Genomic DNA, 17,192 nt, shown 5'->3' on the forward strand with positions numbered 1-17,192 from the left:
AAAATGACAGAAAGTACTCCCATAGATAGAGGCAAGATAGTCCGGCAACTCCGTGAAGTCATTGATCCCGAACTGGGTGTCAATATCGTGGACCTGGGACTGGTATATAATATCTTGATTGACGATGGCAAGGTAGTGCTCGAATATACCGTCACCACGCCGGGCTGTCCCATGCGTCGCTATCTGCAACAGGAAATTGAAAAGACGCTCAAGTCGATAGATGAGATCGATGAATTCGAAGCGCGTCTGGTCTGGGAGCCAGAGTGGTCAGTCGATATGATCAAGGATGATGTAGAATTCTTTGCTCATCCCCCGCCTATGCAATAACTACGATTGCTAATGAAGTGATTTAAAAACTAACCACCGTGTCATGCTGAACTTGGTTCAGCATCTGAAATTTATTTTGACAAGTATAGATCCTGAAATGAATTCAGGATGACACAGATTCAAAAATTTCACTTGTTTAATGAATCCCGATAAAACACCAACCTACATATTAGTAAGTCTTCTTATTTTAGCGGCCATCGGCTTGCTTACTGGACTCTACTCGGGACTCCTGCGCCTGGGATTGCTGTCCTCAGCCGAACCGGCGATATCTCCCATCGCCCACGGTCCGCTGATGATCAATGGATTTCTGGGTACGCTCATCGGACTTGAACGTGCAGCTGCCCTAGAACATAAATGGGCGTACACGGCACCGGTATTTATGGCGGCCTCCACTATTTTACTGCTAATTGGCTTTCCCATTCCATCGAACTGGGCCCTTATTATCGGCTCAGTCGGACTTACCGCAGTGATGGGCTATCTGTATTATTTACAGCCCAAAATTTACCACCTAATTATGGCTCTGGGTGCCGCCTCACTATTGGCAGGAAACGTTCTTTTCGTAGCTGAATTTCCAATTTATGAACTGGTTGGCTGGTGGGCGGCCTTTCCAATGCTCACTATCTTTGGCGAACGTCTGGAGCTCAATCGCATCATGCGTCCGCCCAAACGAGCTCAACACCTATTTGCAATACTCATTTTGGGATGGATTTCCGCTCTTGCGCTTACCCATTTTGATCGCACTATCGGCTGGATTCTTGCCTCACTCCTACTCATCGTCATCGCCGGCTGGCTGATTAAATACGATGTGGCCCGGCGAACGATCAAATCTACAGCATGGACACGCTACAGTGCCATCAGCTTGCTAACAGGATACGGCTGGCTCATCCTAACGGGATTATTTGGACTCTGGAAGGGCTTTCCTACCGCCGGCCCCATTTACGATGCACTACTGCACATGCTTTTTGTAGGATTTGTATTCAGCATGATTTTCGCGCACGCCTCGGTCATTATCCCCTCACTTTCCGGTAAATTAGTGCCCTACCACAAGTATTTTTATCTGCCTCTTATTTTGCTACATCTGTTTCTACTGGCACGTGTGATAGGTGACTTTGCCTGGTGGCCAGTCGTTAGAAAAATAGGCAGCTATGGTAACGTGATAGCGATCCTACTGTTTTTGGGCGGAATCGCCTTTCAACTATTTAGAGAAACCAAAATTAAAGAATCTAAACTTAACCCTACATCCAACTAAATATTAATTAAACACTTATATCATTATGCCTACCCAAAAAGCAAGTGCACAATGGAACGGAGATCTGAAAAACGGAAATGGAACAATGGAATTTGGAAACGGCGCCTACTCAGGCAGCTACACCTTTGCCTCCCGATTCGAACAGGCCTCGGGCACCAATCCCGAAGAGTTAATTGGAGCAGCCCATGCCGGATGTTTTTCAATGGCATTATCATTAGAGCTATCAGAAGCCGGATATGATCCTAAATCCATTGATACCCGTGCGGAAGTCACCTTTGAGGTAAACGATAATGGCCCCGCTATTAGTGGAATTAAATTAATTACCAAAGCAAACGTGCCCGACATTGGGAACGATGATTTCCAAGAATTTGCTAACGGTGCTAAGAAAGGATGTCCAGTATCTAAAGCTTTAGCTGGCACTGACATCTCACTGGAAGCAGAGCTACTTTAATACACATTTCATGCTGTATAGAACAAAATACTTTCGTATCTTCTATACTTAATTTTTAACTAAAGATTTACACATTTATGACACGTTTTGCACCTTATTTATTCTCACTTATGTTGCTATTCGTCACTGCCTGTGGCGGTGGATCTGACCAGCAACAAGCTGAAGATCAGACAACAGATACCCAAGCTACCGAACAAGCTGATGACGTTCGTACGATCGAAATAGTCGGTATCGACCGCATGAAGTTCGTCGTTGACGGCGAAGAGGAAGGTATCACCACCGGCGAAAAAATGGGCGACTATGTATTGCTCGAATCAATTACTGCCAAACCTGGTGAAGAGATTCGCATTAGTCTATATACCGAAAGTGATCTACCGGCATCTGCCATGGCACACAACTTTGTGCTGCTTACCATGAATGCTGATGCAGCAGCCTTTGCAAATGCTGCGTCTAAAGCCAGAGATAATGATTATATTCCTACTGATATGGAAGATCAAATCATTGCTCATACGGACCTTGCTGCCGGCGGAGAAACAGTAGAAGTTACATTTACTGCACCAGAAGAAACCGGAGAATATGAGTTTCTTTGTAGTTTCCCCGGTCACTATTCTGGCGGCATGAAGGGAATCCTCAACGTAGAAGAATAATTTTCTTCACGATTTGATTCTATTTTTAAAGGCGACTGTTTATATCAGTCGCCTTTTTTATTTCTGTCACTTTTTAAAACAGAAATTCAATTCTCGTGTATTATTTCTCGGTTTTTATTCACACAAACTCAGCCATTTTCTGGATCGGAGGCATGCTGTTTACGCCAGGAGTGCTGGTTCCGGCATCCCGACATAAATTACTCAAAGACAAAAAAGGGAACTTTTTTACACTAGTTGGCAGAAAGTTCAGCCGTATTTCCTAGGTACTTTTTGTGGTGCTAATTATTACCGGCATAACCAATTTATTAACAAGGTGCTATGCCGTAGAACAACTTCTAACCGGTTCTTTTTGGGTTGATGTATTTGGAGGTAACCTATTTATAAAGCTGCTCATATTTGCTTTGGTATTAATCATGAGTGGCATTCACGATTTCTATGCCGGACCGAAGGCTGCAAAGCTGATGGATAAAGAGCCAAATAGTGATAAAACCAAAAAGATGCGCAACATTTCCAGCTGGCTTAGTCGTCTTAACTTATTACTGGGATTGGCTATTCTCTACTACGCCATGCGCTTGCTGAGAGGATAATTAGAAAAAATAGAGGTAATAAGTAATGAGTAATAAATAATTTTTTGCTAATTACTCGTCACTTTTTACTTATTACTTATTATAACTCACTGCTCGATTCCAGTGTAGCCCTACAAAAAGAACTACAGCTATAATTTCTAACAAGCGTCCCCAAATAGTCGCTGAACTTCCAATTATATCTAAATACGAAGCTACATTTATTAATATCCCAACATTTAGCACTCCCACCATCAGCATTGCTAAATTGGGATTGCCACGCGATTTATCAACAAGATAGCGCGGCAAAATCCAGTAGGCCGTTCCCATTGTAAGCTGAATAATCCAGCCAAAAATGCTTACCTCGATGTGGATTGATAGCAGGCTCCATACCGACGAGGATTCGGGGTATACCTTGCTGATTAAAATCAGCGCACCGATAACAAATCCTGCCAGCATGTACAGCATCGAAGCTTTAATCATCCAGCGACTTGGTGTTGGCATGGACTAGTTGTTGCTTTATTATTACTAACGTGTCACCCTGAACTCGTTTCAGGGTCCATTTGAAAACTTCATTTAGAGTATAGATGCTGAAACGAGTTCAAAATGACACGTAACGACCTGGCGCATGAATGTTGAGTTATTAAATAATGAACGAAAGCTTAAAAAGCCAGAAGGTGGCAAGATCTGGCAAGGCGTGTCCGCTTAATGCGCGTCTCATAGGGCCTAACAAATTATTTTTATTTTCCCGAAACTTTTATTCCATTTTCATCTTACCCGTAGCGATCATCCAGTGATGTAGTTGGTGATGGGCACCTTCAGATAGTAAGCCTATATATCCCAATGCCCGGATTTTTTGTACTTCGGACTCGTTATTAGTAGTGCAAGTAATCATCCAATTGTTGCCATTTTGTTTCGCATTCATATCCCACCCCTTCTCTTTTTTGATCATATCTGGGTGCATGCTGAATAATTTTTCCAGCGCTTGAACTGCTCGTTCAGAATGAGGACGAACCGTAATTGCAATCCCTTTTTCAATTTGATCTTTTGATAGTATCTCTACTTCTTCAGTAAACGCTTTCATATCAAGCAGATGCTGTCGCAAAGCTTCTAAGTTAACCTGCGACCAATCGGTGTCGGGATTTGCTTCCAGTTTTTGGACTACTTCCTGAATAGTTCCAAAAATATCATTCCCGGGTTCGGTAAGCGGAGTACTATTTTGATGCATGTTATGTTGGCCATAAGCAGTTCCTGTGATACCAAATATAATAAACACAGCAACCCATTTAAGAGCAAAAGTCGTAATTTTATAAAAAGGCATTACTTTTGGAGCTTTGAAATTTTTGGCTAAATGAAATTATATGTAGTGTAAGAAATATTTGGCCCTATAACATTATTTATCACTATTAGCTTTCTGTCGTTCACGTTTCTTCTTTCGTTGCCTGCGGCGCTGTTCTTTCGATTGGATACGCGGCCACAGTTCTGTGATATAAGTCAGGGCGGCCCCTACTTGACTCACCGCTGATATCACAATCAAAATGCTCCACAATGATCCCGTAACTAAATAGGTAGCGGGTTCTGCAACTACACGCAGTATTAATCCAACATTTAAAAAAATATATGTAAGCCAACCCCAAAGCTGTGCTTTAAAACCTTCTTCGCGGGTTCGACCGGGAAACATCCACATGGATACCCCAAAGATAATCTGCGTAATCCACCCGACCATCAACAGGTGCCAGAAGAGCGGCACGATACCGGGAAATTGGAGCCAGTTAAACTCAGCAGCTAATCCCAACAACAGCGAAGCTAAAAAATAAATGAGTCCCGTTTTAATAAATACACGCGCTATTCTCGGCATGACGGATCAAAATCTTTTGGTTCGTTGCGATCACATTTCTTACAGTTCAATTCTTTTCCGAGTCGACTTTCCCTGCCCTTTTCAGTAGTCACCCAGGGACGAAGCATCCACGGCGGATTATGCCGCACGTGCTGGTTATGTCCGCACTGCAGCTCAGCCACCCAATCGTTTTCTTTATCTTTATGAAATCCTATAATGGGCTGCTCCATTACAACTACTGCTCCAACCTTGCTGTAGAAATTGGTTTACGATAGTTGGAATGGCAATCCACACATCCCTGCTGGGTTATGCGATAGTGCTTGAGTACCTTCTGCATATTTTCTTCAATAGCTGCCATTCGCATTGAATCGGCATGATGGTGTACCACCATGTCAAATTCTAAAAACTGCTTCATCTCTTTATCAAGCGTTTTCTTTACCAGTTTTTTATCCTCGGATGTCATCGTCGGATGATCAGATATATTGCCAGCTCCTTCTTCGATCATTGCAAAATTTTCAGTGTAAATTCCACGGTCAACCTGCTGAATATCATCCATCAGCTGCTGCATCATAGGTACCAGAGGCAAGGTTTCTGGCTGATGTGACTTTTGTCCGGATATATCTTGTGTAAATACGGACCCACCCATCAAAACAAAGACACTTATAAAAAGTATGAGTACAATATATTTCGTGTGAGACATTTTATTCTTCATCATGGATTACCTTGTCTAATTTCAAATTCTGCATTGCACTAATAGCCGCTTCCATGGAGCCCTCGGTGCACAATCCGCTCATTGCTGCATCCTGGAATCCTTCACGAGCTGCATTAATACAAGCTTCACGGACATTCTCTGCAAGTTCTGCTCGATCACCATCCTTCATAATTATTCTGCCTCATTCGATTTCTCAAATTTTCCGCTCATCGCCATTCTTGTCGAAAAAGAATTCGCAATATTCTCAGCCATCTCTTTGGCATAATTAGCTCGCTTACCCTCAAAATGTTCATCTACCGTTTCAACAAATAAGCCAACCCAGCGGCCAAAATCATCTTGCTTAATTGGCAATGGCAGATGTTGACGAAATGGACGTCCCTTGTACCGTGAAGTGCCGAACAACAATTTTGACCAGAAGCTCACCATTTTGGGTAGATGCTCATCCCAATCCACGTTGGCCTCCTCGTTAAAAATGGGACCCAGTCGTTCATCCTTCTCAATTTTTGCATAGAAAGCATGAACCAAAGTAGCTATATCTTCTTCATTTCGAATATCATGCATAATCCTAATGATGTATTTTCTTTGGGAATTGGATCAGCTTAAACCAATAAACAGTTACCGCTAAAATTGGAAGTATGGCTCCAATTACCAAAGCATCTACAATCCATGCGCCTGAAAGCACCTGTGGCCAAAGTCCGGTAAACATCAGTAATGTAAAGAGCGTCACAATTATTGACACACCGATAATGTGGAAATACTTTTGGGAGATCATTGATTGATCATTGATCCAGGCAAAAGCCAGCAACGTCAATCCTCCCAACAAAAGAATGTGCAGGTAAAGTACCCGTAATGCCGGATCGGACAGCCAGAAAGAGCTGGGCACAACAGAGGCTCCCAATTGCAATATACCTTTAGAGGTTAATAATAGAGCAGGCCAAACCCAGATCGGATGGCTCCATTTTCCGGATCTAAAGACAGCTCCCATAACCAGTATCAAGCCAATGGCCGCCAGCCCTCCACCCAATCGAGCCGTACCTAACAACATGGGTGAGAGCAATGATTCTGAAATCCCATAGGGAAATGTCAGCGGTGCTCCGATGGCAATAGCTCCCAATGCAAATTGCGGAGATACCCACCAGGTTTGTTCATCGATCTCAAGTTCACTGATTAAAATACCGCACAGCACCAACACCACCCATCCTTCGGTAAAAGCTGCTAGGAAAAAGTGCGTCATGCTTTTCATGAGCAGATGCGACTCGGGAGCTACCTCCTGAATCACAGCTACGCCCCATGCTCCCAGCGAGCAGACAGCCAACAAGATAAGTGCCCCATCAAACCATGGCAAGCTTTCATCATTCTTTAATACAGCCCTGCTCTTCCAGTAGCCAACCATAAACCCATACCAGCCGATCATCACCAAACCCGAAAAGATGACCGAAAATGGAAGCGATGCCGATCCAATGACAACCGAACGATATCCGTAGAATAGGAAAAAAGGATAGGCCATTAATCCAAAAAATATAACCGCTGCAATAGCAGATCTCATCCCATTAATACTTTTTACTTTGTCCTCAGTTTTGCCAATAATTTTTTGCATGATGATATACAACGGTAACGGCACGGCCCATCCAAAGAACATGAGGTGAGAATGTGCGTGACGGATATTTCCCAGCGACAACTCTCCGGGAATCCATCCCATCATCCCTAATCGATACAGAAAGCCCGTTAGTCCTGCCAACACAAAACATGCTATTGATGCATGCAATAACCAATGACTCTTGAAGTGATTTTCTTTTAAATACTTGCTCTGATTCCTCACCGAAACATCAACCCTTAACTTATGTAATACATTAAGTAAAAATTAGAAACTATATGGTGATCTTTTCGTCATCAGTCATCGTCCCTCGAACATCGACAGCAAAAGCCCCCTGCCCTTCGGGTAACACATACAGCGGATTCATTTCCAGTTCGTCAATGTTAGATAAATCGTCACCGAGCTGTGATAACCGCATCAAATATTTAATCACTGTTTCCCGATCGGCCGGCGGCTGATTACGCCATCCTTTCAGCTTAACTCCTGCACGGGTAGCGTCCATCAGTTTTTCGGCCTGTAAGCGATTTAAAGGAGCAATAGCAGATTCAACATCCTGTAACAGTTCTACATCTGTCCCTCCTGTTCCAAACAATACCATCGGACCAAATTGGGAATCCCGACGAAGTCCCATAATTACCTCCTGCCCCCCGCTCAGCATTTTTTGAACCTGCACGCCTTCCATATCTACACCTGCAGAATCGGCCGCCTGCTTAATATCTTTCCATGCCGATTGTACATCCTCAGCATTACGAAGCCCCAGCTTAACTCCGTTGACTTCCGTTTTATGTGAAACTGATTCAGAAATCAATTTCAAAACCACAGGATACCCGATAGATTCAGCTGCTTCAATGGCATCCTCCTCAGTTTGGGCAAATTGCTCAGGTGGAAAAGCGATACCATATTCCTTTAGCAACGATTTCCAATCTTTTTTTGATACAGCTTGTTGTACGACATTCTCATCAAGATCTGTAAATCGCTCAGGTGTTTGCTGAGGTACGTCAAACCACTCCTTTCGTTTAACCATAGCCGCCAATACCGAAGCTACCCGTTCCGGAAAAGCAACATTCGGTATTTTGCGTTTATGTAGTATTGTTAGCGCTTCTTCTACCGAGGCCTTTCCCATGATAGAAGTAATAACCGGCTTGTCATGGACGCCCGCCACTTCGCCCACCACCTCCGCTAAACTGGCCGGCAAAAACCAATCCTGAGGCGCTTGAATCACAACCACTGAATCCACCGTTTCGTCGGTTAACAGTGCATCCAACGCTACGGCATAGGTCCCCGGTCCTGACCCCGCCAATACATCTACGGGATTACTTACGCTTGCCGCTTTAGGTAATCTCGACTTTAAATAGTTTTTAGTCTCTGTGGTTAATTCTGCCAGTTCCATTCCAGCTTTTTCCAAGGCATCAACGGCCAGAATAGCCGGTCCACCCGCATTTGTTAAAACCGCTACGTTTTTTCCTTTGGGAAGCGGTTGCCATGCCAACGCCCGCGCCCAATCAAACATCTCCTCCATCGTACTCGCTTGCTGTACCCCTGCTCGATCAAAAGCAGCCTCGTAGGCTTCCGTACTCCCTGCCAGCGCTCCCGTATGGGATGCCACCGCTCGTGCCCCGCTTTCACCACGGCCCCCTTTCAACGCTACTACCGGTTTATCTTTAGCAGCTCTTTGGGCTATTTCCATAAAGGCCTTTCCATCCGAAACACCTTCGATATAGGCCGTTATTACACTGGTCTGATTATCTTCATGAAGGGCTTTAATCATCTGCGTTTCATTGATATCAACTTGATTGCCCAGGCTTACAATTCTCGAAAAGCCAACACCTGCCCCACGGGCCCAATCGATCACCGAGGCTACCATTGCCCCCGACTGCGAGCAAAATCCAATTTCTCCGGATTCGGGCATCCCCGTCACAAAAGTTGTATTCACCGGCGTATGGGTATCGATAGTGCCAATACAATTGGGACCAATGAAATTGACCTCCCATTCGTTAGCCACTCTTTTAAGCTCTTCTTCGAGCTTTTGTCCTTCTTCGCCGGTCTCGCTAAACCCACCACTAATAACGATCGTATGCTTGATGCCTCGCTGTCCACATTGTTTAATAATTTCAGGAACAACCGGTGCCGGAACAATAATAACAGCTAAATCTACGGGGTCGGGAACTTCTGCGACCGACTCATAACAGGGTAAATCCAATATTTCTGTTGCCGATTTATTAACCGGATAAATACCTCCCTGATATCTGTAATCCTTAAGATTGCGCACAACACCGTAACCCAATTTATGTGGATTTCGGGAAGCCCCAATAACGGCAACACCTTCTGGCTTAAAGAATGGTCTGAGCATAATTAATAATATTCAAATTTAAGAGTAATTTGTCTTATTTTATCCTTTATTTTATAATTTGTCAAAGGCTAAACACCTTTTTTTACACGAAAATATTAACAGGAACCGGCATTAGACTATGGAAAATTCATCCCTAACTCCTTTTAGAACAGATACCATCATCGAACCTTTCCGTATCCGCTCGGTAGAACCAATTCGGTTTACCACAATGGAAGAGCGCGAGCAATTGCTTAAAGAAGCCGGATATAATCCGTTTTTATTGAAAGCTAAAGACGTACTCATTGATCTACTCACCGATAGTGGAACCGGGGCGATGTCATCTAAACAGTGGGCGGGTATGATTGAAAGTGATGAATCTTACGCCGGTTCTTCCTCCTATTATAAACTGGAATCAGCCGTACAGGATATCACAGGTTTCAAACACCTTATCCCAACCCACCAAGGACGAGCTGCTGAAAATATTTTCTTTACCACTATTGCCGGTGAAGGGGATGTTATCCCCAGTAATACCCATTTTGATACTACTCGTGCCCATGTTGAACATGCCGGGGCTGAGGCACGTGATTTAGTGATTGAAGAAGGACATCAACCACAGAGTAACCATCCCTTCAAAGGGAATATGGATCTGGAAAAACTGGAAGAAACGATACAGGAAGTAGGCTCAGAAAACATCCCAGTAATTATGATTACCGTCACAAATAATTCGGGCGGCGGACAACCGGTAAGCATGGCTAATATCAAGGCCGTTTCTAACATCGCTAAAAAACACAACATCCCGTTCTTTATTGATGCCTGTCGATTTGCCGAAAACACCTGGTTTATCAAGACTCGTGAAGAGAATTTTGCGGATAAAGATCCTATCGAAATCGCTCGCGAGATGTTCAATTATGCCGACGGCTGCACCATGAGTGCAAAAAAAGACGGTATGGCTAATATTGGAGGTTTCCTGGCAATGAACAGCGATGAGCTGGCATCAGAATGTCGAAATCTGGAAATTCTTACTGAGGGATTTCCCACTTATGGTGGCATGGCCGGCTACGATATGGAGGCTGTTGCTCGTGGACTTTATGAAGCCCTCGATCCCGATTACCTTCGCTATCGCATTCGTTCTATAAGCTATCTTGGGGATAAACTGACTGATGCCGGCATTCCCATAGTTCAACCTACCGGCGGACATGCGGTGTACCTCGATGCCAAACAAATTCTTTCCCATATCCCACCGACGGAATATCCAGCGTGGTCATTTAATAATGCCCTTTATCTTCTGGGCGGGATTCGCGGTGTAGAAATTGGCACCGTAATGTTTGGCAAACAACCCGATGGCTCTGAAAAACCGGCGGCCATGGAACTTGTACGATTGGCCTTTCCACGTCGCATGTATACCCAAAGCCATGTGGATTATCTGGCAGAAGTAATTATCTCTGCCTATGAGCAGCGTAATAAGTTAAGCGGCTATAAGATTGTCGAAAGTCCGGACGTGCTGCGACACTTTTCTGCTCAACTTGAACCTATTAATGAGTGATAAAAATTGTTCAATTGTCATAGCTAACTATAGATCATCCTGTTCTCAAATCAAGAATTTTATAACGATAAAATAATGGAGCTAACAAAAAGATAGGCTATAAATAGAAAAAGCCCTGCGATTGCAGAGCTCTTTTTCGATCAACTGTTTATAATATAAGGATATTACCCTACACGGAACAAGTATATCTGCTATACTACAACTAATATATAACTAATCAATAAATGATAAAAAGTAATAGCTGTTTATTCGTAGTTTTTTAAAAGGTTTTCATTAATGCATATCTATTCTTTTTTCGAAAAAACATACTACCCTTGTGCTGAAATTTGAAGGTTTGGCCAACATAATCACGGAAATTTCTGTTAAGTATCCTGTAGAATTAAAAGAACTTAGTTCTACAGATTTATTTTCGGAAGGCAAAAATAAAAGCGCGGGAATTAATTCCCGCGCTGTATATATCAATTAATCGAGTTTCTTAAACCGCGACTGAAAGAACCGTAAGTATTCCGGCTCGTAATCGAACTCTAGTCCCGTAATATTTTCACGCTGTTGGTACACGGCTTCCACAGATTCGGCTACCACATCCATATGCGCCTGCGTATATACGCGCCGCGGGATGGTCAGTCGTACCAACTCCAAATCAGGATAATTATGTTCACCTGTTTCAGGATCACGACCGGCAGAAACAACTCCACGCTCCATACTTCGAATACCGGCATCCAGATACAGCTCGGCGGCAAGTGTCTGCGCGGGTAATTCTTCCTGACTAAGATGAGATAAAATCTTCTTGGCGTTTAAGAAAACACCGTGACTCCCAATCGGACGAACCACCGGCACGCCCATATCAATCAGTTTTTCGCCCAGATACTGCACTTGGCCAACACGGGCACGGATGTGATCTTCATCTACCGACTCCGTTATACCGATCGCCAGGGCTTCCATATCACGCCCGGCCATACCGCCGTAAGTATGTAATCCTTCATAAACTACGACCATATTCTGTGCTTTTCGGAAAAGCTCTTCGTCGTTAAGCGCTAAAAATCCGCCGATATTTACCAGCGCATCCTTTTTGGCACTCATCGTAGCCCCATCAGTAAGCGAACAAATCTCATGTACAATATCCTTGATAGGAGTATCCTCGTAGCCTTCTTCTCGCTGCTTAATGAAGTAGGCATTCTCAGCCACACGCGTCATATCATGAATAATCGGAATATCATACTCATTGGTCAGCTCCCGAACTTCTTTCAGATTGGCCATCGATATGGGCTGACCACCGGCCATATTCACCGAGGTTGCAATAGATACATATGGAATTTTATCGGCCCCTTTCTTTTTGATGAGATCTTCGAGTTTATTGAGATCTACATTGGCCTTAAACGGATGCTCATTCTCCGGATCGTGCGCCTCATCAATTATCACATCCACAAAAGTGCCACCGGCCAGTTCCTGGTGCAGCTTAGTCGTCGTGAAATACATATTGCCTGGCACAAAATCTCCCTCATTAATCATCAGCTGTGAAATCATGTGCTCGGCTCCGCGTCCTTGGTGAGTAGGAACCACATGGTCATAACCATAATATTTCTGGATTGCTTCCTCGAGATGATAAAAGTTTTCACTGCCGGCATAGGCTTCATCGCCCATCATCATGCCCGCCCACTGGCGATCACTCATCGCAGAGGTGCCACTATCGGTCAAAAGATCTATATACACATCGCGCGACCGCAAAAGAAAGGTATTAAAACCGGCCTCCATAATTGCTTTTTCTCGCTCTTCCCGACTGATCATCCGTACCGGTTCTACCATCTTAATTTTATACGGTTCGGCCCATGATCGTTCTCGATTATCTGCCATAAAAATCCTTTTTATTATATTTTTGATTCTAAGTATTACTCTGTCTCACGGATTAGTAATTATTGCCGTAAATTATTTTTTCAATCTCCCTAAATCCCTCTTCTCCAAGAGGGATTTTTGAAGCACACTTTTTCTGAATAATAGCTAATCAAGAACTAAGGGGGTCCTCCTTGGAGAAGGAGGACAGGAGGATTGATAAAATCCTGTTCATATCACCTAATTTTAGCGTTTGGAAATAAGCGGGTATAAATTTTCCAGTCAACTCCACAGAAAAATAGATGGTTTCACAAAACCCCAATTTTATTCCCACGGTTACACTCCCACAGAAATGCGTTCTTCGTAAGTATTCAGAATAGCCTGCAGGCGCTGTTTCTGCTCAGATACAACCAAGGAAATTGACGGCAAATTTTCATCCTGATAAGGGTCCGTATTTGCAATTTCCAGGCAATACGCCATGCCTTCTTCCAGGTTCTTCTGAAACTTCTGCAATTTCTTTAATCCAGACTCACCATCCAATTGCCCGGCCAGCTCTTCAACATAATCAACATAGAGCGTAATCTCCTTGGCGAACATATGGGGGCGTTCTTCATCTGCCAGTGATTTACTGCGTCCGTAGATATGATCGACCATCTCCCGAAGTGTATACTCCCCATTATAATAGGCAATATTCGGTCCCGGACAGATGGCCTGGGGCGCCCGATGCTCGGCCAGTATTCCTAGGTTAATAAGTGCGCCATTGCCCAGATGATCACACAGACATGCTTTGCTCAGCACTTTTTCGCGCGTTTGCTCTTTTTTATCCTCAGGCATTTCACTTTGTGCAATTTGATCGAGCTTGAGCAGCTGATACTGCGTGGAAGCCGTACAAATGGGCTGATCAGTAAATTCGGTATTGGATTTCAAGAAACCCTTCGGACAGGGTGAGCCCGGCTTATCTTTTTCGATACGTTCTTTATGCCACTGTTCTGACCCAGTATTTTTGACATTATTGAACGGCACACCCAACGGTGAAACGCCGCTCAGGTAAAGCTCCTTTTCGCCCGCATTTTCCATAAGCTGACGAGTTGGTTTGTCTACAGTTGTAGCTTCTGGAACCAACAGAAACGGACTGCCCCATCCGGTGGAATCCATCTCGAAATCATTTAGCAGACGATCGGCCTCACCGCTGACGCCAATACCACCCTGAACGGTCAATCTTGGTTCGGTGATTTCCCAGTCATCCGAAAATCCATCAGCATTTTCTTCGTAATACTTTTCAATAAGGGGCTCCACCGCTTTTGTAAGCTGATCACGTTTTTCACGAAATTCCCGAAGCAAACTCGGCATTAAATGTCCATCGGATGGAAACGCGTGTCCCCCACAGTTCAGTCCCGATTCAATACGATATTCAAATACCTCTAACCCCTTTTTTGCCAAATACTTTCCCTGTATCAAGGCCGAGCGAAAATCACTCACTTTCAGAATAATTTTCTTCTTTATTTCTCCGGCCGCATCCCTATAAAAATCCTTGAACTCCGTAATATAATTATAGAGACGCGGGTTAAATCCGGCTGATAAAATCAAGCTGGAGGAAACCTTACTTTTAGCATACCCGCGGAGAGCTGCACTGGCGTCACTAAATTCGTTGCTCATCGGTGTTCCGTTACCATCATAATTCAGCTTATCCACCTTCGCCATGATATTTACATCGATAGAACCGGACTTCATCATTCGTGAAAGTTCACATGATAATCGATCCCGCAAACTCCCTTCCTCCGTACTCATCAACTGGTTGTACTTCTCTTTTATCGTACTGTTATCGGGAAGCATCTCGAAATACTTGGCCTTCTCGTTTTTCTCAAAAAAGGGCTTATTTTTTATGACCGAAAACTTCTTTTCCACGATCTCCTGTACCGTATTCAGATAAGCAGTAATTCTTCGGGCACGGCCATCTTCGGCTGTGCGTCCAATATTGTTGTATTCAAAATCGTACTTTTTGCAGTAATACTTGCGGATTTTTTCAACCAGCAGGTCATCCACAATTGAGATTACTGAGTTAATTCCATACGGTCCGACCCTGATAGGAGAATCAATAGAGTGGCCGGTTCCCATTACGGGGATCGAAAAGTCATGGGGAGAGTGGGACATAAATTGGGTCTTATTTCGTATTTAATTGCAAATTTAAAATAATATGCAACACGCAATACGATCTACGTATTGCGTATTTTATTGAGCCTATTTCTAATTCAATTGTTTTTCAAGTTCAAGCGCTTTGGGAAACAGAATATTATTTTCGAGGTGAACATGCTTGTGGAGATCTTTCTCAAAGCCCTCCAGATTTTGATAAAGCAACCGGTATGTCGTACAGGCATCTTCGGGTGGAGTAAAATCATTACTTAACCGTCGAATTTTTGCCATCGAGCTGCCTGCTTCCTCGTGCTCATCCTCCATCATTGCAATGGGATTGGCCGCCTCCCCAAATTCGGGAGCTTCCGGCTGCACTCCTTTCTTTTCTGCCTCTACCAACTGCTTGATATAAGGAAAAAGAATACGTTCCTCTTTATCGAGATGATTGAATATTTCGGTATGGAGCATGGTAAACTCGTAATAAATTTCATTCAGCTCTTCATGCTGATCACCATGCACTTTGGCCACCTTTTTTGCATACTTGCCAATTTCGGGCAGTTTATTACGGGTAAATTCATGGTGATTGTTAACAATATAATCTACCAGAAAATCCAGTGACCATTGATCGTAATTATCATCTTTGATACCGTTTGTTCTTATCTGATCTAAAGCTTGAATAACCTTATCGGGATTCACGTTCTTACCTGTACAAGCCTCTTCAATCGTCCGACCTCCACCGCAGCAAAAATCCAATCCATACTGCTGGAATACCTGCGCCGTCCTGTAATCATCTTTAACAACCTGTCCAATTGTACGTTCTTTTGTAATACTCATAATTATGATCTGAATTTCTTAGGTGATTCTAACCTTTATAATATTAAAGACTATTTTATCCTAAATTAAGAATAAAATTAGACATTTACCCAATTAGATTTAATATCGTGGTGATACCAGATCCAGAAAAAGAGAACGGCTAATGCCCCCGCCTGATGCACTACACCTATCAAAAGCTGAACGTGAGTAATCACCGTTAAAATACCCAGTACATACTGTGTGAGCATCATTCCCAGTAAAATCCTGGCTTTTTGCTTGAGCAGATCGTCTATACTCGAATTTTTATTCTTCCACCAAAAACCGATTGTTGCTATGCCCAGCAATGTCCCCAAAATCCGGTGTGTCCATTGTACGGTTCCCGGATGTTCCACAAAGTTTGCAAGTACAGGTTGTAGCGTCCATGTACCTTGTGGTACCCAATCACCGTTCATCGTTGGAAATGTATTATAGATATATCCGGCATCAAGTCCGGCCGTAAAAGCGCCCCAAACAACTTGAGCAATAAAGAGAATAAGCAGCCCAATAGACCACCGCCTGAGGGAAGGCAGATCGGGACTTGTCTTGGCAGATGATTCATTTTCATAAAGATCGAGCGCATACCAGATACAAAAGCTGAATAAGAGCATGGCCAGCAACAGATGAATGGCCAATCGATAGTGGCTGACGTAAGGTACATCCACAAGGCCGCTTTTAACCATAATCCAGCCCATTGCTCCCTGGAGTGCTCCTAATCCGAATAACACCCAAACGCGCCGCAAGGTCTTTGAATTGAAATAGCCTCGAATCCAGAAAAACGCAAACGGAATCAAAAATACGAGCCCAATAACTCGTCCCAGCAGGCGGTGAATATATTCCCAGAAAAAGATAGTTTTAAACTCTGCCAGCGACATTCCGGCATTTAGCTGCTGGTACTGGGGAAATTCTTTATAGCGTTCAAAAGCAGCCAGCCATTCGGCTTCATTCATCGGGGGAATGGCTCCCATAATCAGGCTCCAGTCGGACATCGAAAGTCCGGAATCCGTAAGACGAGTAATGCCTCCTACAACCACCATAATAAAAATGAGGATGGCACCAGACCAGAACCAGGTTCTTACTGCTTTTCTTTCAAATGAATTCACAAAAAATGTATCGCTCGTCTGTTATTTATGA

At 43.6% G+C, this 17,192-nt stretch carries 19 protein-coding genes; 6 read left to right on the top strand and 13 right to left on the bottom strand.

Annotation, left to right across the window (positions count from 1 at the left end; all coding sequences use genetic code 11):
• Positions 1-3: 3 nt before the first annotated feature.
• The 5 genes from U5J89_RS00325 to U5J89_RS00345 all read left to right on the top strand — a co-directional run bounded on the left by U5J89_RS00325 (position 4) and on the right by U5J89_RS00345 (position 3,261).
• Entirely contained in the window at positions 4-327 is a 324-nt protein-coding gene (locus U5J89_RS00325; protein WP_322573609.1) for a metal-sulfur cluster assembly factor, read from the top strand.
• A gap of 139 nt (positions 328-466) precedes the next feature.
• On the top strand, positions 467-1,576 hold the full coding sequence (locus U5J89_RS00330) for a hypothetical protein (protein ID WP_322573610.1): 1,110 nt from the start codon (positions 467-469) through the stop codon (positions 1,574-1,576).
• Positions 1,577-1,601: 25 nt separating this feature from the next.
• Positions 1,602-2,027 (top strand): OsmC family protein, encoded by a 426-nt coding sequence (locus tag U5J89_RS00335; protein WP_322573611.1) that lies wholly within the window; start codon positions 1,602-1,604, stop codon positions 2,025-2,027.
• A 77-nt stretch (positions 2,028-2,104) separates the two neighbouring features.
• Positions 2,105-2,674 (top strand): plastocyanin/azurin family copper-binding protein, encoded by a 570-nt coding sequence (locus U5J89_RS00340; RefSeq protein ID WP_322573612.1) that lies wholly within the window; start codon positions 2,105-2,107, stop codon positions 2,672-2,674.
• 272 nt (positions 2,675-2,946) lie between these two features.
• On the top strand, positions 2,947-3,261 hold the full coding sequence (locus tag U5J89_RS00345) for a hypothetical protein (RefSeq protein ID WP_322573613.1): 315 nt from the start codon (positions 2,947-2,949) through the stop codon (positions 3,259-3,261).
• Positions 3,262-3,333: 72 nt separating this feature from the next.
• Here the strand turns inward: U5J89_RS00345 and U5J89_RS00350 are convergent, their stop codons facing one another.
• The 9 genes from U5J89_RS00350 to U5J89_RS00390 all read right to left on the bottom strand — a co-directional run bounded on the left by U5J89_RS00350 (position 3,334) and on the right by U5J89_RS00390 (position 9,730).
• The gene (locus U5J89_RS00350) at positions 3,334-3,741 is read right to left on the bottom strand and encodes a cbb3-type cytochrome c oxidase subunit I (RefSeq protein ID WP_322573614.1); all 408 of its coding nucleotides are present in this window, start codon (positions 3,739-3,741) and stop codon (positions 3,334-3,336) included.
• A 253-nt stretch (positions 3,742-3,994) separates the two neighbouring features.
• The gene (locus U5J89_RS00355; RefSeq protein WP_322573615.1) at positions 3,995-4,558 is read right to left on the bottom strand and encodes a hypothetical protein; all 564 of its coding nucleotides are present in this window, start codon (positions 4,556-4,558) and stop codon (positions 3,995-3,997) included.
• A gap of 72 nt (positions 4,559-4,630) precedes the next feature.
• On the bottom strand, positions 4,631-5,095 hold the full coding sequence (locus tag U5J89_RS00360) for a hypothetical protein (protein WP_322573616.1): 465 nt from the start codon (positions 5,093-5,095) through the stop codon (positions 4,631-4,633).
• Entirely contained in the window at positions 5,083-5,304 is a 222-nt protein-coding gene (locus tag U5J89_RS00365; protein ID WP_322573617.1) for a DUF3565 domain-containing protein, read from the bottom strand. Before U5J89_RS00365 ends, U5J89_RS00360 begins: the two co-directional genes overlap by 13 nt.
• Positions 5,305-5,309: 5 nt before the next feature.
• Positions 5,310-5,789 (bottom strand): hypothetical protein, encoded by a 480-nt coding sequence (locus tag U5J89_RS00370; RefSeq protein WP_322573618.1) that lies wholly within the window; start codon positions 5,787-5,789, stop codon positions 5,310-5,312.
• The gene (locus U5J89_RS00375) at positions 5,776-5,955 is read right to left on the bottom strand and encodes an acetyltransferase (RefSeq protein WP_322573619.1); all 180 of its coding nucleotides are present in this window, start codon (positions 5,953-5,955) and stop codon (positions 5,776-5,778) included. The genes U5J89_RS00370 and U5J89_RS00375 overlap by 14 nt, the downstream gene beginning before the upstream one ends.
• Before the next feature lie 2 nt (positions 5,956-5,957).
• Positions 5,958-6,347, bottom strand: a complete 390-nt coding sequence (locus tag U5J89_RS00380) for a group III truncated hemoglobin (RefSeq protein ID WP_322573620.1) — start codon at positions 6,345-6,347, stop codon at positions 5,958-5,960.
• A gap of 4 nt (positions 6,348-6,351) precedes the next feature.
• On the bottom strand, positions 6,352-7,551 hold the full coding sequence (locus U5J89_RS00385; RefSeq protein WP_322573621.1) for a hypothetical protein: 1,200 nt from the start codon (positions 7,549-7,551) through the stop codon (positions 6,352-6,354).
• Between the two features lie 103 nt (positions 7,552-7,654).
• Positions 7,655-9,730, bottom strand: a complete 2,076-nt coding sequence (locus U5J89_RS00390; RefSeq protein WP_322573622.1) for an acetate--CoA ligase family protein — start codon at positions 9,728-9,730, stop codon at positions 7,655-7,657.
• Between the two features lie 118 nt (positions 9,731-9,848).
• On the opposite strand from U5J89_RS00390, the gene U5J89_RS00395 reads away from it, so the two are divergent.
• Complete coding sequence (locus U5J89_RS00395; protein WP_322573623.1) at positions 9,849-11,252, top strand: tryptophanase; 1,404 nt, start codon at positions 9,849-9,851, stop codon at positions 11,250-11,252.
• A 462-nt stretch (positions 11,253-11,714) separates the two neighbouring features.
• On the opposite strand, the gene U5J89_RS00400 is transcribed toward U5J89_RS00395, so the two are convergent.
• The 4 genes from U5J89_RS00400 to U5J89_RS00415 all read right to left on the bottom strand — a co-directional run bounded on the left by U5J89_RS00400 (position 11,715) and on the right by U5J89_RS00415 (position 17,161).
• A complete protein-coding gene (locus U5J89_RS00400) occupies positions 11,715-13,103 on the bottom strand; it encodes a tyrosine phenol-lyase (RefSeq protein ID WP_322573624.1) in 1,389 nt (462 codons plus the stop codon).
• A gap of 312 nt (positions 13,104-13,415) precedes the next feature.
• Positions 13,416-15,230: a hypothetical protein gene (locus tag U5J89_RS00405; protein ID WP_322573625.1), complete on the bottom strand. Its 1,815-nt coding sequence runs from the start codon at positions 15,228-15,230 to the stop codon at positions 13,416-13,418.
• A gap of 93 nt (positions 15,231-15,323) precedes the next feature.
• Complete coding sequence (gene ric / locus U5J89_RS00410; protein WP_322573626.1) at positions 15,324-16,043, bottom strand: iron-sulfur cluster repair di-iron protein; 720 nt, start codon at positions 16,041-16,043, stop codon at positions 15,324-15,326.
• Between the two features lie 77 nt (positions 16,044-16,120).
• Positions 16,121-17,161: a COX15/CtaA family protein gene (locus tag U5J89_RS00415; protein ID WP_322573627.1), complete on the bottom strand. Its 1,041-nt coding sequence runs from the start codon at positions 17,159-17,161 to the stop codon at positions 16,121-16,123.
• Between the last annotated feature and the right edge of the window lie 31 nt (positions 17,162-17,192).

The organism is Fodinibius sp. (genome assembly GCF_034521915.1).
GTDB lineage: Bacteria > Bacteroidota > Rhodothermia > Balneolales > Balneolaceae > Fodinibius.